Annotated in this window: 12 protein-coding genes; 9 read left to right on the top strand and 3 right to left on the bottom strand. The window is 61.2% G+C overall.

The window, feature by feature from the left end:
* The first annotated feature begins 22 nt into the window (after window positions 1–22).
* Both BV034_RS04055 and BV034_RS04060 read left to right on the top strand, forming a co-directional pair.
* Window positions 23–1,783, top strand: a complete 1,761-nt coding sequence (locus BV034_RS04055) for an Hsp70 family protein (protein ID WP_050024383.1) — start codon at window positions 23–25, stop codon at window positions 1,781–1,783.
* A 7-nt stretch (window positions 1,784–1,790) separates the two neighbouring features.
* Window positions 1,791–2,111, top strand: a complete 321-nt coding sequence (locus tag BV034_RS04060) for a hypothetical protein (RefSeq protein ID WP_050024384.1) — start codon at window positions 1,791–1,793, stop codon at window positions 2,109–2,111.
* An 18-nt stretch (window positions 2,112–2,129) separates the two neighbouring features.
* On the opposite strand, the gene hisF is transcribed toward BV034_RS04060, so the two are convergent.
* Window positions 2,130–2,903, bottom strand: a complete 774-nt coding sequence (gene hisF / locus BV034_RS04065) for an imidazole glycerol phosphate synthase subunit HisF (RefSeq protein WP_050024386.1) — start codon at window positions 2,901–2,903, stop codon at window positions 2,130–2,132.
* 89 nt (window positions 2,904–2,992) lie between these two features.
* On the opposite strand from hisF, the gene xerA reads away from it, so the two are divergent.
* From xerA to BV034_RS04090, 5 genes are all read left to right on the top strand, one after another.
* Window positions 2,993–3,949: a site-specific tyrosine recombinase/integron integrase gene (gene xerA, locus BV034_RS04070; protein ID WP_081887560.1), complete on the top strand. Its 957-nt coding sequence runs from the start codon at window positions 2,993–2,995 to the stop codon at window positions 3,947–3,949.
* A 235-nt stretch (window positions 3,950–4,184) separates the two neighbouring features.
* Complete coding sequence (locus BV034_RS04075) at window positions 4,185–5,390, top strand: efflux RND transporter periplasmic adaptor subunit (RefSeq protein WP_050024388.1); 1,206 nt, start codon at window positions 4,185–4,187, stop codon at window positions 5,388–5,390.
* 83 nt (window positions 5,391–5,473) lie between these two features.
* Window positions 5,474–8,677, top strand: coding sequence for a multidrug efflux RND transporter permease subunit (locus BV034_RS04080; RefSeq protein ID WP_050024390.1), 3,204 nt, complete (start codon window positions 5,474–5,476; stop codon window positions 8,675–8,677).
* A 147-nt stretch (window positions 8,678–8,824) separates the two neighbouring features.
* A complete protein-coding gene (locus tag BV034_RS04085) occupies window positions 8,825–12,187 on the top strand; it encodes a PSD1 and planctomycete cytochrome C domain-containing protein (protein ID WP_050024392.1) in 3,363 nt (1,120 codons plus the stop codon).
* 45 nt (window positions 12,188–12,232) lie between these two features.
* The gene (locus BV034_RS04090; protein ID WP_050024394.1) at window positions 12,233–13,681 is read left to right on the top strand and encodes a DUF1501 domain-containing protein; all 1,449 of its coding nucleotides are present in this window, start codon (window positions 12,233–12,235) and stop codon (window positions 13,679–13,681) included.
* A 406-nt stretch (window positions 13,682–14,087) separates the two neighbouring features.
* Here the strand turns inward: BV034_RS04090 and BV034_RS04095 are convergent, their stop codons facing one another.
* Together BV034_RS04095 and BV034_RS04100 are read right to left on the bottom strand one after the other, a co-directional pair.
* The gene (locus BV034_RS04095; RefSeq protein ID WP_050024395.1) at window positions 14,088–16,088 is read right to left on the bottom strand and encodes a DUF3999 family protein; all 2,001 of its coding nucleotides are present in this window, start codon (window positions 16,086–16,088) and stop codon (window positions 14,088–14,090) included.
* Window positions 16,085–19,246, bottom strand: a complete 3,162-nt coding sequence (locus BV034_RS04100) for a DUF2339 domain-containing protein (protein ID WP_050024397.1) — start codon at window positions 19,244–19,246, stop codon at window positions 16,085–16,087. Before BV034_RS04100 ends, BV034_RS04095 begins: the two co-directional genes overlap by 4 nt.
* Window positions 19,247–19,375: 129 nt before the next feature.
* On the opposite strand from BV034_RS04100, the gene BV034_RS04105 reads away from it, so the two are divergent.
* Window positions 19,376–20,254, top strand: coding sequence for a LysR family transcriptional regulator (locus BV034_RS04105; protein WP_050024399.1), 879 nt, complete (start codon window positions 19,376–19,378; stop codon window positions 20,252–20,254).
* A 50-nt stretch (window positions 20,255–20,304) separates the two neighbouring features.
* Window positions 20,305–20,514 (top strand): hypothetical protein, encoded by a 210-nt coding sequence (locus BV034_RS04110; RefSeq protein ID WP_050024401.1) that lies wholly within the window; start codon window positions 20,305–20,307, stop codon window positions 20,512–20,514.
* Window positions 20,515–20,556 lie beyond the last annotated feature (42 nt).

The following is a 20,556-nucleotide window of genomic DNA, read 5'->3' on the forward strand; positions in this document are numbered from 1 at the left end:
AACCCCTCAGGAAATTTACATCATGTACGAAGTTATTGCAGGCATTGACCTTGGAACCACGAACTCCGCCGTTTGCGTGGTGGAAGACGGCGCGCCTCGAATCCTTCCCGTTCACGGCCAGCCCACGATGCCAAGTGCCGTGGGGCTGGACCCCACCGGGAAACTCATCGTGGGGCAGGCCGCCAAGAATCAGCAGATCTCTGCTCCAGAGCGCACCATCACCTCCATCAAGAGGCTCATGGGAGAGGACACGAAGGTCACGCTGGGTGACCGGGAGCTTTCTCCAGAGGAGGTCAGTGCGCTGATCCTTAAGGAGCTGAAGCTGGCCGCTGAGACAGAGCTGGGGGTGCCGGTGAAAAAGGCGGTGATCACGGTGCCGGCGTTCTTCAATGAGCGCCAGCGCAAGGCCACCCAGGTTGCGGGGGAGCTGGCCGGTCTGGATGTCGTCCGGATCATCAACGAACCCACTGCGGCAGCGCTCGCCTATGGGGCCGGCCGTCAGGAAGGGGAGACCATGCTGGTTTATGACCTGGGCGGCGGCACCTTCGATGTCTCTCTGGTGCGCGTGGAATCCGGGGTGGTCGAGGTGAAGGCCAGCCATGGAGACACCCATCTGGGCGGCGATGACTTTGATGAGGAGCTTGTCCGGCTTGCCTCGGAGCGTTTTCGCTCGCGGCACCGCACGGAAGGCGAGCTCCCTGATCTGGTGCGGAGGCGGCTGAAAGGCACCATGGAGTCCGCCAAGATCCGCCTGTCTGAAGAAACCTTTGTTCAAGTGCAGGAGGAGTATTTGCAGGCCGGTCAGCACCTCGACACAGAGGTGTCACGCGCTGAGTACGAGGAAATGATCGAGCCCTGGCTGGAGAAGACGCTGACCTGCCTGCACAGCACGTTGCGTGACGCGGGCATGACCAGCGCGGAGGTGGGCAAGATCATGCTTGTGGGCGGAGCCACACGGACGCCGGCGGTGCAGGATTTGCTCAGAGAGCGGCTGGGACTTGAGGCTCATTTTGAGATCAACCCGGATCTCATCGTCGCCATGGGGGCGGCTGTCCAGGGGGCCATCATCGCCGGGCAACCGCAGCGGGCCATTCTGGTGGACATCACTCCACATAGCTACAGCGTGGCGGTGCTGGATCAAAACGTGCAGCACAGCTTGGTCTGTGATCCGATCGTGAATCGGAACACGCCTCTTCCCGCAAAGCGGGCCAAGACTTTCTACACCCTGATCCCCGGCCAGAAAGAGGTGAATGTGGAGGTGTATCAGGGGGAGAGCGCGTTGCCCGAGGGCAATCTCCTCGTGGGAGATTTCGTTGTGTCCGGGCTTTCTCCCACTGCCCCGGAAGACAGTCCCATCATTGTAGAGTTTCACCTGGACCTCAACGGGATGCTCAAGGTCACCGCCACGGAGAAAAGCACGCGGCTTGCCAAGACGGTGGTGCTGGATACGCGAGGACAGCACCTGCTCGACCTGAAAGCTGCCCGGGCCAATCTGGAGAGTTACTATGACGCAATCGCTGGAGATTCCGCCGAAGAGGATGGGCACTTCGACGGCGCAGACGAGGAGGACAGCGATTTGAATCAGGCGTCCTTGCTTGCTACGGCAAAATCCCTTCAGCAGCGCGCTGAGTTGCTATTGGACAAAGGTGTGTCCGATGATGACGCCGGTGAGATCCGACGCCTGCTGGATCTCATTGGTACCGCGATCACAGGCCAGGAGTGGAGTCTGCTATCGAAGCATTCTGACGCCTTGGGCGACGTCCTGTTTTACCTCGAAGATTGAATGCCCCATGCCTGTGCGCTCCATCACCTGCCCTGCCTGTGGCAAGTTCAACGAGATCGAGGATGCCAACCTCGCCTGCCGTCGTTGCAGTACGGACTTGGAGCCTCTCCTGAGCCTGGATGCTGCGGCCGCAGGATTGCGACTTCTGGGAGCCCAGGCCCTCCGCCAGCAGCAGCCTGAAGAGGCTCTTGCGCTGGCGGGGCAGGCGTGGGAATTGAGCCCCAGCCGCGCCGCCGCCCAGGTGGCAATCCTCGCGTCGGTGGGATGCCGGGACTGGGAGGGGCTGATGTGCTGGAGACAGCGTCTCGCAGCCCTGTCAGGTGCTTAGAGCTGGCGGGGATCCCTTTTACAGCCGCACGGGGATGCCCTTGCTGGCCAGGTGGCGCTTCACATCGCCCACCGTGTACTCACCGAAGTGGAAGATGCTCGCGGCGAGCACGGCGTCAGCCTTGCCCTCCTGGAGGACATCCACCATGTGATCGAGATTGCCTGCGCCGCCGCTGGCAATCACGGGGATGGTGACGGCTTCGCTCACGGCCCGGTTCAGGGGGAGGTCGTAGCCTGCCTTGGTGCCGTCAGCGTCCATGCTGGTGAGGAGAATTTCGCCCGCACCACGGCGGCAGGCCTCGGCGGCCCATTCCACGGCATCGATTTCCTGGCCATCCCGCAGGGCCAGTTTGCGTCCACCGTGGGTGTACACGGACCATGAACCCCGGTCATTGCGCTTGGCGTCGATGGCGACCACGAGGGCTTGGCAGCCGAAAGCGGCAGCGCCTTCGTCGATCACACCCGGATTAAAAAGCGCTGCGGTATTCAAACTGACTTTGTCGGCACCTGCCAGCAGCATCGTGCGCATGTCAGCCACGGTGCGGATGCCTCCGCCCACGGTAACGGGCATGAAGCAACGCTCGGCGGTGCGTTCTACCACATCAATGATCGTGCGTCTTTCATCACTGGAGGCCGTGATGTCCAGGAAGACCAGTTCGTCCGCCCCCTGGTCATTGTAGGCCACCGCACACTCGACCGGGTCCCCGGCATCACGCAGTTCCAGGAACTTGGTGCCTTTGACGACGCGGCCGTTGTTGACGTCCAGGCAGGGGATGATGCGCTTCGTGAGCATGAGAGACGGGTGGGAAAAGGGGAAAGGTTGAATATCTTGGTTAGACCAGATTGGCAAAAAAGCGAATCCTGCGAGAAGATGGGGCCGTCATGGCCACCGCTGTCCCCAGAAAGTCAGGCAAAAAAGAGGCTCCTACCCGTCGGGTGCCTGAGGGCATGGAGCGGTCGGAACTGGAGATGGACTTTCTCACATTCATGGAGGTGGAACGGTCAGCCTCTCCCAAGACGTTGGAGAACTACCGGCATGCCATGAGTACGTTCCGGAAGAGTCAGCCGGCGAGCATGACGTGGGAGGCGCTCACCCCGGACGACTTTCGCCTTTATCTGTTTGAGCAGATGAAGGCGGAACTGGGCCGTTCCACCATCCGTCTGCACTTCGCCGCCCTACGGTCATTCTTCAAGTTTCTGACGCGCCGTCGGGGCCTCATCAAGAATCCTCTCCTAGAGGTGCAACTTCCCAAGCTCGAGAAGAAGCTGCCGGTGGTGCTGACGTTGAGCCAGGTGGAAACGCTGCTGAATCTGCCCCTGAACACTCCTCGTGAAAAGCAGGCTCCTGCGTGGGCTCCAGAGCGGGATGCGGCCATTCTGGAGCTGTTCTACAGCACCGGTGTTCGTATCAGTGAGCTGGCCTCCCTGAACGTGGAGGACGTGGATGTGTACTCGGAGACCCTTCGAGTGATCGGGAAGGGCAGGAAGGAGCGCATCTGCCCCGTGGGTGGTCCCGCCATCCGGGCGATGCAGCGGTATCAAAGCCGTCTGGGAGTGTATTCAGGCCCTCTCTTTCGCAGCAAGGTGGGCAAGCGCATGACGAATCAGGCCATCAACAACGTGGTGGAAAAGTACTGGAAACTCTCCGGTCTGCCCGTGCAGGTGACGCCTCACAAGCTACGGCACAGCTTTGCCACGCATTTGCTCAACAATGGCGCGGACCTGCGCAGCGTGCAGACCCTCCTGGGTCATGCCAGCCTGAGCACCACGCAGATCTACACTCACGTCACCACTGAGCGGATGAAAGAAGTGTACGAAGATGCTCATCCTCGGGCATAATGTGCTGGCTCCACAGTCTGAAGGCATTTCCGGGCAAAAACGTCACGGACTTTTCCTGTCCAGCCCGGCTGAAAATGGGTGTTTGTAGGATGCCCATGCAGATTTTCCCGGGGTCAAAATGCAAGTGTACACTTGCAACTGTTTGACCCCTTCGGACGTACAGCCATTACCCCGCTTTCGCTGGATGGCGGGTGGTCCAACCTGCAGGGCTGGCAAAATACCCCACGAATTTCACATGATCCAACGCGCTCCATTGTTCCTTCTCGCGGTTGCAGGCCTGTCTGGCCTGGCCATCACCTCATGCCAGAAAAAGGCCAGCGGCACAGCTGGCGCGGCATCCACCCCCAAGGTCACCGTGGCAGCACCGGTCGTGAAGAAGATCATGGAGTGGGACGAGTTTGTGGGACGTCTGGAGTCGCCCAAGATGGTGAACCTGCGCGCCCGCGTGGGCGGCTATCTGGAGAAGATCCATTTCAAGGAAGGTGCTGAGGTCAATGCTGGCGATCTGCTGGTGACGATCGACCCCCGACCCTACGAAGCCGCCGTGGAAGGTGCCAAAGCCGAGCTGGACCGCAATCGGACCCGTTCGGAACTGGCCCGCAATGAATCCAAACGGGCGGAAACGTTGATCAAATCCCGCGCCATTGCGGCAGAGGACTATGATTCCCGGCTCAAGGCCGCCGCCGAAGCCGATGCCGCCGTGCGGGTGGCGGATGCAGCGCTCAAAACGGCCCAGCTGAATCTGGAGTTCACCAGCGTGCGCGCGCCCATCAGCGGCCGCATCAGCAATGCCCCTGTCACAGAAGGGAACCTCGTGACCGGCGGTGAGAAGGATTCCACGCTGCTGACGACGATTGTTTCCTTGGACCCGATCTATTGTTATATCGAGGTGGATGAACAGAGCGCGCTGAAGTACCGCCAGCTCTACCGCGACGGCAAACGCCGCAGCGCGATCTTTGAAACCGTGGAAGCCCAGATGGGCCTCTCCAACGAGGCCGGATTCCCACGCAAGGGCATCATCGACTTCGTGGACAACCAGCTCCGCCCTGACACCGGCACCATTCGGTCTCGCGGTGTGTTTGCCAATGCCGACAAGCTGATGGCCCCCGGCTTCTTCGCCCGTGTCCGCATCCCAGGTTCAGGAGAATACGAAGCCTTCCTGGTGCGCGACAACGCCATCGGCAATGATCAGGGCCGCACCTATGTCTTCGTCATCAACGGCGAGAACAAGGCCGAGTACCGCCCCGTCGAGGTGGGTCCGATGGAAGACGGCCTCCGCGTCGTCCGCTCCGGCCTGAAGGCGGGTGAGAAAGTCGTCATCAACGGCCTCATGAACATCCGCAACGGCGTGAGCGTAGCCGCCACCGAGGAGCCGATGGCGCTGCCGGGTGCTGGTTCTCCCAAGGCAGAAGTGACCGCATCAGCGGCGCCTAAAAATTAGGAATTCTGAATTAGGAATTAGGAATGAGATCCGACACGTGGTGCTGACACCGCGGATCGCAAAAATTACCCCTCTCTTATTTCATGAATTTGCCGAAGTTTTTCGTAGACCGCCCCGTGTTTGCGGCCGTGGTGAGCATTGTCATCACGCTTTTGGGTGGACTGGCTTATTTCCAATTGCCCGTTTCTCAGTATCCGGAAGTGGTCCCTCCTACGGTGGTGGTGAGTGCAACCTATCCTGGTGCCAACGCTGAGGTGCTTGCGGACACGGTGGCGACACCACTGGAACAGGAAATCAACGGGGTGGAGAACATGTTGTATCTCTCCTCGTCTTCGACCAGTGACGGTCGATTGTCGATCACCGTGACCTTCAAGCTGGGTACGGACTTGAACCAGGCACAGGTGCTGGTGCAGAACCGTGTGAATGCGGCGCTGCCGCGTCTGCCGGAAGAGGTTCGCCGACTTGGGGTGACGGCTCTCAAGCGGTCGCCAGATTTGACGATGGCCATTCAGTTCTACTCGCCCGATGACACGCGAGATGTGTTGTATTTGGCGAACTATGTGAACCTGCAGGTGCAGAACCGCATTGCCCGTGTGCCCGGCGTGGCGGAGGCCTCCACATTAGGCGGCCTGGACTTCACGATGCGCATCTGGCTGGATCCGGAGAAGCTGGCGGTGCGCAATCTGACGGCGGGTGATGTGGTCAGTGCCATCCGCGAGCAGAACGTGCAGGTGGCTGCGGGCCAGTTGGGTCAACCGCCTGCTCCCAGCGGACTGCAGTTCCAGTACACGCTCACTACGCAGGGACGTCTGCGCAGCGCGGAGCAGTTCGGTCGTATCGTGTTGCGTACGGGGGGCAGTGGGGATGTGATCCGTCTGCAAGACGTGGCCCGTATCGAGCTGGGTGGGAAGGATTATGCCGTGAAGAGCTATCGCGACGGCAAGAACTCGGTCTCACTGCGGGTGTTCCAGCTTCCCGGTACGAACGCGCTCCAGACCTCTGACGCCGTGTATGCGGCCATGGAGGACATCAGCAAGCGCTTCCCGCCTGGTGTGGACTACAGCATCAACTACGACCCGACGAAGTTCGTGCGCTCCTCCATGAAGGCGGTGCTTCACACCCTGGTGGAAGCCGTGCTGCTGGTGGTGCTGGTGGTGGTGGTCTTCCTGCAGAGCTGGCGCGCTTCTGTGATTCCGCTCCTTGCCGTGCCGGTGTCGCTGGTGGGTACCCTGGCGGTGATGTCAGCCTTCGGGTTCTCGTTAAACAACCTCTCTCTTTTCGGTCTGGTGCTGGCCATCGGGATTGTGGTGGATGATGCCATCGTGGTGGTGGAAAACGTGGAACGGTATCTGGCCAAGGGCTTCACACCCCGAGAGGCCACCCTGAGGGCCATGAAGGAAGTGACCGGCCCTGTGGTGGCCATCGCCCTGGTGCTCTGCGCGGTGTTCGTGCCGACCGCCTTCCTGGGCGGCATCACGGGTGAGTTCTACCGCCAGTTCGCCCTTACCATCGCGGCGTCCACGGTGATCTCCGCGATCAACTCGCTCACGCTTTCCCCGGCGCTGGCCGCGCTGCTCCTCCGGCACCACGAGGCCAAGCCGGACATCATGACGAGGATCATCGAAGGGCTCCTGGGCTGGTTCTTCCGCATCTTCAACCGGGTCTTCGGCGCCATGTCGGAGATGTATGCCAAGAGCATCGCGAAGGTCATCCGTCATGCCATCCTGTCCTTGCTGATCTATGGTGGCTTGATCGCCTTTGCCGTACACGCTTTCAAGAAGGTGCCCACCGGCTTCATTCCGGCCCAGGACATGGGTTATTTCATGACGGTGATCCAGCTGCCGGACGGGGCCTCCTTCGAGCGCTCTGACGAAATCGTGCGCCGGGTGGATGCCCTCGCTCGCGAGACTCCCGGGGTGGCCCACACCTTCGCCATCTCCGGCTACTCGAACGTGCTTCAGGCCAACCAGAGCAATCTGGGCGCCTGCTTCATCATTCCTGATGAGTTCGAGAATCGCACCGATCCCTCGCTCAGTGCCGATGCTCTGATGGCCACGCTGCGCAAGAAGTTTGCCGATATCCAGGAAGCACGTGTGCTCGTCCTTCCGCCGCCGCCGTTGCGTGGTCTCGGTAACGCCGGGGGCTTCAAGCTCCAGGTGGAAGACCTGAACAACGCCGGTCTGCCCGCCCTGGAAGCTGCCACGCGCAAGTTCCTGGACGCCCTGACCGCCGAACCTGGGTTCTCCTCCATGATCACCGGCTTCCGGTCGAACAACCCGCAGTTTAACCTGGTGATCGATCGCGAGCGGGCCAAGACGATGAACGTCTCCATCTCCGCAATCAACGACACCCTCCAGACCTATCTGGGCTCGACGTATGTGAACGACTTCAACCTCTTCGGCCGCACCTGGCAGGTGATGGCTATGGCGGAGCCGGCGAATCGTATGAAGCCGGAGGATATTGGGCGTCTGCGCACCCGGAACATGAACGGGGAAATGGTGCCCCTGGGAGCCCTGGTGAAGGTGGAGCGTATCGGCGGTGCGGATCGTGTGCAGCGGTACAACATGTTTGTCTCGTCCGACATCAGCGGCAGCACCTCGGCGGAAATCAGTTCGGGGGAGATGATCCAACGGGTGGACGAGCTGGCCAAACAGCATTTGCCGGAGGGCTTCGATTATGAGTGGACCGACCTCACCTATCAGCAGATCCTGGCGGGGAACTCCATCGTGTACATCTTCCCGCTGTGCGTGCTGTTTGTCTTCCTCGTGCTCTCTGCCCAGTATGAGAGCTGGGCCCTGCCGCTGGCGGTGATCTTGATCGTGCCGATGTGTCTCCTCAGCGCCATCGGCGGGGTGTGGATTTCGGGCATGGACAATAACATCTTCACCCAGATCGGTCTGGTGGTGCTGGTGGGTCTGGCGTCGAAGAACGCCATTCTCATCGTGGAGTTCGCGCGACAGCAGCAGGACCTGGGCATGTCCCGGTTCGATGCGGCAGTCGAGGCCTGCCGACTGCGTCTCCGTCCCATCTTGATGACGAGCTTCGCCTTCATCCTCGGTGTGTTGCCACTCGTGCTGGCCAAGGGGGCTGGCGCGGAAATGCGTAACGCGCTGGGGACGGCCGTGTTCTACGGCATGCTCGGGGTCACCTTCTTCGGCTTGATTTTCACCCCGGTCTTCTACGTGGTGATCGCCAAGTTCATGAAGGATCGCAAGGAGATCAAGGACACCCCAGAGTCCCTGAAGCTGCCCCACACGGTGCCTCATGGTACTCCTGAGGGGGCGTAAGGGCTTCCCGGGGATTGAATTTGTGCCGGTTGCTGGCAGCTTAGTTGCTGCCCGCAACCGCTCGGCAGGCCGAAAGAACGGGCACTGGCGTGCGTATCCTATATCCGTGGCCGCCCGTTTCTCACTCTGCTGCGGAATCCCCTCCCGATGGCCCAAACATTCTCCATTCGCACCCTTCTGGGCGGCCTGATTGCCGCTGCTCCTGGACTTTTGGCTGCGGCGGAAGCCCAGCCGACGTTTTCTGGAGATCAGATCGAGTTTTTTGAGAAGAACATCCGGCCCATTCTGGTGGAGAGCTGCCAGGACTGCCATGGTGGGCACCGGCACGAGAACGGCCTCCGGCTGGACTCCCGGGCCGCGATCTTGCGAGGCAGCGACTACGGTCAGATCGTGGTGGCGGGCAATCCCGAGGGGGGCAAGCTGCTCAAGGCCGTGAAGCACGCTCCGGGCGTGGAGGCCATGCCTAAAAAAGGGGACAAGCTGAGCGCCTCCCAAGTGGCCTCCCTGGAGAAATGGGTGGCGATGGGTCTCCCCTGGCCTCAAGAAAAAGAACAGGCCGTGGGGCATCATGACAAGCCCTCCTGGCAGGAGCATTGGGCCTTCCAAAAGGTCACGAAACCAGCTGAGCCCGCCCTCACCAAGCTCAAGGGCGAGGTGAAGAACGACGTGGACAAGCACGTGGCCGCCAAACTGGAGGAGGCTGGAATGGCCTTTGCCCCGGTGGTAGACCGAGCCACGCTGGGCCGTCGCATCTATCTGGACCTCACCGGTCTGCAACCGACGTTTGAAGATCTGCAGAAGTTTGTGAACGACAAGTCGCCCGATGCGGTGGCGAAGCTGGTGGATCGGTTGCTTGATTCACCCCGCTATGGCGAGCGCTGGGCACGGCATTGGTTGGATGTCGCTCGTTATTCGGACGTGGACGGCTACCGTGCCGGCGGCGTGGACAACCGGTTCCCGTACTCCTACACCTATCGTGACTGGGTGGTGCAGGCGCTGAACAAAGACCTGCCGTATGATCAGTTCATCACCCAGCAGCTGGCGGCGGACAAGCTTCTGCCCCCCGCACAAGGGCAGGCTGATCCGTCTCTGGCAGCCCTCGGCTTCCTCACCATCGGAGATTATTTCCTCGGGGACAGGTTGTTGCAGAATGATGACCGCATTGACGTGGTGAGCCGCGGCATGCTGGGGCTCACTGTTGCCTGCGCCCGCTGCCACGACCACAAGTACGACCCCATCCCGAGCAAGGACTACTATGCGCTGTACAGCGTCTTCAACTCCAGCGAGACGCCGGACAAGCTGCCGGTGATCGGGGAAGCGACCGACAAGGCGGCTGCCGAGGACTTCAAGAGCAAGGTGGCGGCGATCGAGAAGGAGATGCAGACCTTCCGTCAGGAGGTCTATGGCGACATCCGCAACAGTGCCCGGTTGAAGGAGTATCTCGTGTTCGCCCGCAAGGCGCTGGAGCTTCAGAGCGAACAGTTCCGCGGCGAGGCGGGCAAGGCCAAGCTGCGTGACCGCTATGCAGACGGACTGCGCGACATGGTGAAGCGCAACGCCTATGTGGCAAAGCCGCATCCTGTGATGCTGGCGTGGAAGAAGCTCTCCGACCTGCCAGATGGCGAATTCGCCGCGAAGGCCCCTGCATTGGTTCAGGAGCTCACCAGACCAGAGAGCCCGGTCAATGCGGTGGTGAAGAACGAGCTGGCCAAGCGGCCTGCGCCCAAGACTTTCGACGATGTGGCGGGTCTTTACAGCGATGTGTTTGTGACCTGCATCACTGGCAAGGAGCCCGACAACGCCGACTGGCAGGCGGTGCGCGCGATGCTGATGGATGGCAAGTCTCCCATGTCGGTGCCGGTGGAACAGATCGACCGTTTCTTCACCCGGAAGGACCGGGAGCACATGACCCAGCTGGAGAACAAGATCACCAAGCTGGAGTTGACCTCCGAAGGAGCCCCGCAGCGCGCCATGGTGATGCTCGACAAGGAGAAGCCCGCGGATGTGAAAGTGATGATCCGTGGGAATCCCGGGCGTCAGGGTGAGCCAGCACCGCGTGGTTTCCTCACTGCGCTGGGTGGCCAGAAGTTCAGCGAAGGCAGCGGACGTCTTGAGCTCGCCAAACTGATCGCCAGCAAGGACAACCCCCTGACTGCGCGTGTCATCGTGAACCGCGTGTGGATGCACCACTTTGGCAAGCCACTCGTCAGCCAGCCCACTGACTTCGGCGTGCAGACGCCCAAGCCGGATCAGGCCGCCCTTCTGGACTACCTCGCTGCGACCTTCATGGAGCAGGGCTGGTCTTTGAAGAAGCTTCACCGCCTGATCCTGACCTCCCGCACCTACCAGCAGAGCTCTGCCACCACGCCGGAGAAAGAGCTCAAGGATGCGGAAAACAACCTGCTCTCCCACTTCAACCGCCAGCGCATGGACTATGAAAACATGCGGGACAACCTCCTGCAGGTCAGCGGGGCTTTGAATGTGGCCAAGGCGGGCGGGCGCTCCACCCTGCCCGAGACCCCGGACGCCGACAGCCGTCGCAGCGTGTACTTGTTTGTGAACCGGTACGAGCAGGCCACCGTGCCCGCCACATTTGACTTTGCGAACCCTGATACGCTGAGCCCGCAGCGCTTCGTCACCACCGTGCCGCAGCAGACGCTCTTCCTCATGAACAGCCCGTTCATGAAATCCCGGGCCGACCAGGTGGCGCAGAAGGTGCCTGCGAACAACAGCGGCATCGATTCGGAGAGCCTGAAGGTGCTCTATCGGCAGGTGTTGCTCCGCGAACCTTCCCCTGATGAGGTGGAGTTGGCCGGCCGTTTCGTCAATGATGCGACCTCTCTCCAGAGCAACAGCCCCTTCACCTGGGCATACGGATACGGCAATGTGAAGCGCGACACCCCCAACGGCCCGGTGCAGGTGCAGTTCAACGCCTTCAAGAAATTCTTCAACGACAAGAAAATGGGCATTGTCTGGCAGGGTGGAGACAAGGTCCCTGATCCGGTTTCCAACTACACCTTCGCCCGCCTTTCAGCCGGCACGATCACCAGCCACGTTGGCGATGGTGACATGGCGAACATCATTCGCTGGGTGGCTCCATCGGACGCTGTCATTCGCATCTCCGGCACGCTCCAGCATGGCAGCCCGAATGGCGACGGTGTCACGGGCTGGATCGTCAGCAGCCGCACCGGGTTGGTGAAAGAGGCCCCAGTTGCCCCCAACACGGGCCGCAACATGGGTGTGGACCGCCTGGAAGTGAAGGCCGGTGAGGTGCTGGACTTCTGTGCCACGGCTGGGCCGAAGAGAGACAATACCAACGACGGCTACCGCTGGACTCCGCGCATTGAGCGCCAGGACTCCGCCGCCACCGGTTTCACGGTCTGGACTGATTCCGGTCGCGATTTCGTCGGCCCCGGCAACTGGCCGCTCAATCTCGCCCGCCCCCAGAGCCCCCTTTCACAGCTCGCCCACGTATTGCTTATGAGCAACGAGTTCCAATTTGTCGAATAAGCACGCGAGCATTCCGCTTTCCGAACTCCCCCTTCCGCAATCCCTATGTCCCACCACGGTTTCAATCCAGAACACTCCTTCCTGACCCGCCGGCAGATGCTGAATCGCATCGGCATGGGGTTTGGCACGATGGCGCTGGGTCAGTTGTTTGGCGGTATGGCGTCTGCGGCGGTGAGCAATCCCCTGGCCCAGCGCAGTTCCCAGTATGCCCCCAAGGCCAAGCGGGTGGTGCATCTGTTCATGAACGGGGGGCCGTCTCATGTGGACACGTTTGATCCCAAGCCCATGCTGACCAAGTATGATGGCAAGGTCCTTCCGAACACGTTGCGCACGGAGCGTCCCACGGGCGCAGGGTTGAAGTCTCCCTTCGAGTTCAGGAAATATGGTCAGAGCGGTCTGGAGGTGAGCGATCTGTTCTCCCACACGGCCCAGCATGCGGACGACATGTGCGTGATCCGATCGATGCACGCGGATGTGCCGAACCATGAGCCTTCGTTGGGGCTCATGAACTGCGGCGAGTCGCGTCTGAACCGTCCAAGTCTCGGATCCTGGATCACCTACGGTCTGGGTTCGGAAAACCAGAATCTGCCGGGTTACATTGCCATGTGCCCGGGCGGCATGCCCATCCGCCGCACCAAGAACTGGCAGTCGGCCTTCCTTCCCAGCGCCTATCAGGGGACCTACATCAACACCAACAATGAAGAGGTGGAGAAGCTGGTTGAGTTCATCAAGAACCCCTCGCTGGACTTCAAACAGCAGCGCCGCCAACTGGATCTGCTGACCCAGCTCAACGAGCGCCACCTCGCCGAGCGTCAAAAGGACCAGCAGCTGGAGGCGCGGGTGCAGAGCTATGAACTGGCCTATCGCATGCAGATGGAGGCCAGCGACGCCTTTGACATCAGCAAGGAACCCCAGTGGGTGATCGACATGTACGGTGCCAAGCCGGGCCGGGAACACGCCTTTGCCCGTCAGTGCCTCATTGCCCGTCGTCTCCTGGAGCGCGGGGTGCGTTTCCTGCAACTCTGGACCGGCGACGGCCAGCCTTGGGACAACCACGATGAGATCCTGGAACACCAGAAGCTCGCCGAGCGCACGGACAAGCCAATCGGCGCACTCATGACCGACTTGAAGATGCGCGGGTTGTTTGATGAAACCCTCCTTTTCTGGGGCGGTGAGTTCGGCCGCACTCCGTCCGTGGAACTGCCTACTCCGGGCTCCAACGCCGGCAAACAGCGCGGTCGTGACCACAACCACTACGGCTTCAGCATGTGGATGGCTGGTGGCGGGGTGAAAGGCGGCCAGGCCTACGGCGCCACTGACGAGTTTGGCTTCCAGGCCGTGGAGAACAAGATGCACGTGCGCGACCTGCACGCCACCATCCTCGCCCTGCTCGGTTTCAACCACGAGAAGTTCACCTACAAATACGCCGGTCTCGACTTCCGCCTCACCGGGGTGGAGGATGGTCCGAAGGTTGTGCGTGAGCTGATGGCGTAGAGGCACGGGACTCTGGCCCTTTATCCTGTTGGCACCTCAAAGATCGCGGCAGCGTCATGGAGTGCTGGCGGCTTGACGCCGCTTTCGCCGGGCGATGGAGGCTGGTTGGTGCCTTGAACCTGGGTCCGGCCGGTTGACGTTCGCGGTGATGTTGGGCTTCGATTGTGCGTTGTCGTTCTTCACGCACGATTACGGTTTGAAAACGGTGTCGAGCCACCGTACTCCAAGACGCTTCGCGACGGTTGGAGGTGGGGGTGAGTTGCTGATGATAGTTTGGATGTTCCTGGGCTTCGCATGGCGACGCACCGAACCCGGAGGGTTCTCCTCCAACACCCATGGACCTCGCAAACTCCGCCCTCCACCTCGCAGCGGTAGACCTATCGCGTTGCCGGATCCCTGACTGCCATCACGCGGACGCACTCCCGCCACCCGGTTGTTCAGGCAACAACTTCACCACCACCCACAGCAACCCGCCCGCGACGGCGGCGAGGGCCGCCCACAGAAAGACAGATCCGGCACCGGATTCGTCTTCTGCTTTGCGTTTGCCCGGCGCGCCGGCCTCCTCAGGCCCCAGGGTCGCGGTGGAGGGGGTGGCCAGATTGAGCTCACGCTCCACGAGCCGCAGGTCATAACGCGGGGCCGGTACCGACGGGTTGTCGTAGTACAAATACACGGGAGCCCCGCTAGGCAGGGCCTGGAACTTCAATCGGGCCACTTGATAAGCTCCTCGCACGGCGCTGATCTCCATGGGCGTGTTGTCCCCATTGTCCGTCTCGATCCAAATCTCCCTGCCTGCCGCCCGGGTGTTCAATGGCACGGTGACGGATTTCCCCTCCTCACGATTTCTCACCGTCACGTTTCCCAGGATGGCGGAATAGTATTGCGACGAGCCGGAACGGTTGGGGCGTCTTTCCAGGATGTTCAAAGTTCTTTCATAAACCCGGGATGGAGTGTCGATTTCCAGCCGTTGCATCGAGAGATCTTCAAAAGGCAGTTCCAGCTTCCACCGTGACCAGGTGGGGCGCTTGGGATCCCGTGCGAGGGTGGCCGGCATGGAAATCGTGCGGGTGACGCGCTCCGGGAGCACCAAGTAGGGCAGTTGACGCCCGTCCTGAACGAGGCGTAGATCATCGAAATCATGATGACAGGTTGCCTCAAGGTCGAGTTCGAGGAGTTGCACACCAGGTTGCGTGATCAGCACCGGCTTGCGTCGCCGCCAGCCGTTGGTGTCGATGGCGCTGCCTGATTCGGCAAACTGGCCGAGTACACCATCCTTACGGTAGCCGGGGTTGGCCTGGAGCTCCCCGATTGTCGCGATGTTGGTTTGGGCCGACTGCAAATGAGAGGAAAGCGCAGCGAGATCATAGTACGGCGCGATGGCCAGCGGGTTGCCGCTGTACAGCTTCCAGGCGCCCAAGTCCTGGGCAGCAAAAAGCAGGTGCACCGGATAGCGGGTGGCCTGGACGCCGTCGATCTTCAGTGGCGGGCTGTTCCCGTTCTCAATGTCCAACACCAGTTGATCCCCCAATGCCTGACGATGCACGGGGATTTCCAGTGAGGCGGCGTTGAGTTCGTCTGCTTGCAGTCGGAACACGGTGCCATCTGCGAGGGGGGAGCCGGCCCCCTCAGGCGAGGTGCCCGCGCTGCGAACCACCACCTTCCGGCTGAAAACCGTATCCGCTGTTTGCAGACGGAGCATACCCAGCCAGGCTTGCGGTGTCTGTAGAGTCAGATGGAGACGGGTGATGCCGGGGAGTTCCTCTGTCTTTGTCAGCGTGACGTCTTCCTTGATGGTGGACGAGGCGGTCTGCGGCAGTTCCACGGTGGCACCTGTGAAAGCCGCGGGTGGCGACTTCCGGTCATCGAGGGCGGCACGGAGTTGTTTCCAAGATCCGGCTGGAAAGGCAAGACGAAGCCGGCTGCTGCCATCACGCTGGCGGAACAAAATGCCAGGTTCACCGATTGGCTGCCAGGTGGTTCCGTCCTGGGAACCCTCCAGCGTCACGGCTTTGAGGAAGGTGGCGTTGGCTGTCTCCAGGGTGAGCGCGCGGATGGATTCACCGGGTGGCGGCACCATCTCCAGGTAGGTCTTGTCACCTTCGAGGCGAGCCCGAAATCCGGAAACTGCCCGCGTGGTGACGGTGTCTTGTTGGGGCCACTGCAGCAGGAAAGGGGTTTCCACTCCCGAGGGGTTGATGAGGCGGAGATCACTCAAATTCTGCTGGGCGCCGCCGTGGGTGTTGGAGGGGATCTCGATTCGCACAAGGCCCGCCGCGGCGGGTGTGACGCTTTGCACGTGACGCCAGTCAGCCAGCGGCGGTGTGTTTTCCTGTGCCTCGGCGGAAGCCACGGTCAGCATCAGAGCGAGAGGCAGCCACCGCGTCAAAATGGAAGACTGGGTTTTCATGCTTCGTCAGTGGGATGGCTGCGGTCCAGAAACTTCTGGTAGAGGAATGAGGCGGCAAGCGCGATGAGAGCCACGATGATGAGGGCTCCAATGCGGTAGATGCTGCCGATGTTGGCGAGGTCGTGGAAGAAGAGCTTCAACAAGGTGATCGCGAGCAGGCCGATGCCGGCGTAGCGGGTCGCCGCCGTGCGCAGCCAGAAGCCGAGCCCGAGCAGGCCGAGGGCGAACAGACCCCAGGAGATGCTGGTGGTCATGTCGCGGCCGAAGTTCCCGTCGAAGTTGAAGACGATAAATCGCTGGCCGGGTGCGGTGAAGTAGTCGGCGATCTCAATATTCAACAGCAGGAAGAGGAGCACTCCGCCCAGGGCGCAGAAGAGGCTGCGCAAATTGAGATCCCCCAGCTTGTGCCGCGGCGGAGCCAGCCACCAGGCAGCGAGGATGAGCGCGGCGGCGGCCAGGCCGTAGGTGTAGAGGTGCCAATTCAAGATGGGCGTCTCACTGCGCGGGTAATAGGTAAGTACCGCAGGATTGAGGGCCAGGCGGACGAAGGCGGCGATGAGCAGACCGGCTCCGGTGGCGCGAAGCCCGCCATGAGGCACACGGCGATAGAGCCAGCAGAGGGCAGCCCCTTCAAAGGACCAGCCGAGGGTGATCCACTGTCTGTCGAACTGGATCGGGAAGATGAGGGTGATGAAGAAGAGTCCCACGGCGCCGTACCAGGCGAGTTGCGAGAGACGTGCGGGATTGGCGGCATCGTGACGCTTCAGGACCATCACCAGACTCAGCAGTGGCGCCACGGCAAAAGCGGCGGGCAGCAGGCCCATCACGTTGTTGGGCCAGGTGATTCTCACCAGATCATGAACCAGCAGGAAGGCGCCGACTCCGGAGAGGGCTGCAGCGGCCCAGGGGAGGATCGCCCGCTCAAAGACCTGGCGGAAGATGAAGGGATAGAGCGTGAACAGGAGATAGAAGCCCAGGTACCAGAAGAGCGGCTGCCAGGGGGAACTGATGTCAAAGCGGTGCACATGCCAGGAGATCTGCAGGCCCAGGCTGCACAGCATGGCCACGGGTGGAAGGCTGCCAATGCCGCTGACCCGGGTGAGGCCAAGCATGAAGAGAGTCAGGACCAACGCTGCGCCAAAGACCGGCGCCGGATTCGGCATCGGAATGTGAAGCGACGCCATGATGAGAAGCAGGAATGGCAGCGTGGCCGAGCTGATGGGCAGCCATTCGGCGAGACTGTTGGGAAGCAGGTCGCGATCTCCAATCTGATTGGGCTGGGTGGCCAGGATCCGGCGCGAGAGGAAACAACTGGCGGCGATGAAGACCACGGCGAAGCCGCAAAGAATGGTGAGGAAGCCGGGCATGCTGCCAGTGGTGGCAGGCAGGCGGAGCAGCCAGGCCAGGGTGGTGAAGAGCGTGAGGACGATGGCCGTCAGCACCGGCAGCAGGGCCCGGGTCACTACGGCGAGGCCGATGATGAGTAGATTCACCAACAGGAGAGCAGGCCAGAGCAGGAAGGGCACTGCCGGGAGCCTCAGCACAGGAAGAATCATGAGGAGCAGCGCCACGACAGGCACGAAGCCCGCAATGGTCTGTGGTGTTCCGGGATGGCGACGTGCCCACACCACACTGAAGGCAGTGTGCATGAAGCCAAACACCAGATAGATCGCCAGCGCGGCTGGCAGCATCTCAGCCGTCAACTCATGCGTGCTCCAGATCGAGAGGTGGGTAAAGGTGAGCAGTCCGACGATGGCCTGAGCGGCGCGGACTCGGGGTTCGATCCAGACGGTTGCCAGGACGGCCACATTCACCAGCAGCACCAACGTGTAGAGCAGACCGGGGCGCTGGAGGATTTCTGTGTGGTCAAAGAAAGAAAAGGCAATGATGAGGGCGCTGCCGCAGAGCGCAAGGGCCGAGCCCACTGGATAGAGGTCCTCGCCGTCACGACGCTTCGACCACCAGGCTCCGGCGGTGAAGAGGAAGGCAAACCACAGGAACACTCCCACTGTGATCCAGGTCTTGGGCCCGTACATGTAGCCCTCGGCGGCGAAGAACTTCGTATCCCAGCCCAACTGCATGAGGATCGTCCCCGCAGCCCCCAGTGCGGTGAGGTAGAGCCAGCGTTTTTTCTTGGCCACGGCAATCAAACCCAGGTCAAGCAGCGTGATGTAACCGAACAATCCCCAGGGGTTGTCCTGGCCGGTGGAGCACAGGATGGGAGTGAGGAAACCACCCACCATGCCCAGCACCGCCACCACCATGGCATTCATCCGCACCGCCAGCAGGAACCCCACAGCCGTGATCAGAGTCATGACTCCAAAGGTGGTGACGCTGTCGAACTGTTTGAATTCGTATATTGAGTGGGCGGCAAACGTCACGCCATACAGTACCAACACCCCGGTGGCGCTGAGCGTGTGTGCCAGGACCGTATAGGTCTTCTTGGCGCTTAACTTCAATCCTCCCACAGTGAGTCCGATGCCGAGCACAAATCCGATGGCGGTGCGCACGGACGGCGGGATCAGGTTCTGCTCAAACGCATACTTCACAAAGAAGACGATGCCGAGGAAAAGGGCCAGACCACCCAGCCAGGCGAAGAGCTTCACTCCCATGAATTGCTCCAGCGTGAAGGCGGGTTTTTCCTGAACCGGCTTCCGGGCCGCAGAGGGCAACGGCATGGGCGGAGGCATGACAGGCGTCGTGGATTCGCGGGTGGACACCGGTGCCAGTGTCGAGGCTGGAGGCAGCGGAGGAGGAGCAAGCGGTGCGGGGACGGCTTCTTCCGCCGCGGCGGGAACCGGAACGGGTTCCAGCGTTTCCGCCAGCACAGGCTCTGGTGATACTTGCTCCTGGGGCGGAGGCGGAGGCGCTGTTGAGGGTTGGGAAACTATCTGGAGTTCTGGGGAGACCGGAGGTGCTGCCGCCTGGTCGGCCTTGACGGATGGGGTGGCACCATCTCGGAGTTGACCCTCCAGCTCGCCGATGCGCTGGTTCATCTGGTACTGCTGATCGGTCAGGCGGGAGATAGCCTGTCGCAACTGCTCCTCAAGCTGAGCGGTTTTGTCCCGCGCAGCGCGTGAGACGATGGCCGCCCGAATGGGCAGGACGAAGACCAGCACCACAAAGGCGAGGAAAAAGAGAAGGCCAATGACTTCCATACAACGTGCCGGGGGTTGCCCCGGTATAGAACCCTAGTCTGGGACGAAGCGACGACGAATGGAAATTGATAAAGTTTGACCGTGTATTGATGGACTGAATACAGTGGGCCATCCCCAGACCGACCCTGCATGAACGTCCACCATCTTGAGCTGTTTTTCTATGTGGCCCGGCATGGCGGGGTGAGCGCGGCCGCCCGGCACATCCCCTACGGCATCCAGCAACCGGCCATCAGTGCACAGATATTGCAATTGGAGGACAATCTCGGTGTCACCTTGTTTCGCCGGCGCCCTTTCCAGCTCACGAGGGAAGGGCAGGTGCTGTTTGCCTATATAGAGCCTTTCTTCGCGGGTTTGGATGACATGGCCCGGCGTTTGCGGGGTGGGGTGGACAATCGGCTCCGCATCGCGGCTCCAGAAATTGTGCAGCGGGAGTACCTGCCGGAACTCCTGGTGCGCATGAAACAGCGCGTGCCAGGGTTTCATTTTACCCTCACCCAGGGGCGGCAGCAGGAAATCGAGGCTCTCCTGGAGTCTCAGGAGATCGATCTGGGCCTTTCGGTGCTGACGGACAAAGCAGGGCCCAACATCCAGATTCGCGAGGTGGCCACCCTTTCCATGGTGCTGCTGGTCTCCGAATCGAGCGGCATCCAGCATGCCCAGGAGGTGCTGGAGCAGGATCGCATCGAGCTGCCCCTCATCACCCTCAGCTCCTTCGAAGGCGTCAGCCGCACGTTTCAAGCCTACCTTCGTACGCGGGGGGTGGACTGGCTGCCCAGTCTGGAACTCGGTGGGTTGGATCTGGTGAACCGGTATGTGGAGGGCGGGTTCGGTGTGGGGCTCAGTCTCCAGCTGCCGAAGATGAAGATAGCGCCCGGGGTGAGGGAGCTGCCTTTGCCGGGTGCGCCGCCGGTCACTTTCGGCGCACTTTGGGCGGGTAAACTCACGGCTCCGGCGGAAGTCTTCGTGCGGGAGGCCGAGTTGCTGGCTGGCGAGTTGTTTTCAAGATGAATTCAAGGCTGGACGCCCGCCGCGTTTTGCCTTTAAACTTCAATTCTGCCATGCGTTTTTTCGCCCGTATTCTCTGGATCGTCGCGTTCTTGCTGGCCACCTACTCTTGGATGGTGGCCTTCGAGCACGGCTTCGGGTGGGCGGGTTTTCGCGATGGGTTCAAGGGTGAATGGCGCAATCTTGCGGCATTCGTCACTGGCAAGCCCGTAGGGCCGCAGCCAGTTACCCCTGCCATGCCGGCTGCTCCGGCGGCAAAATAGCTCCCCTCACGCTCCCTTATTTTACAACGTCAAAACTTCACG

The organism is Verrucomicrobium sp. BvORR034, from assembly GCF_000739635.1.
Classification (GTDB): Bacteria; Verrucomicrobiota; Verrucomicrobiia; order Verrucomicrobiales; family Verrucomicrobiaceae; genus Verrucomicrobium.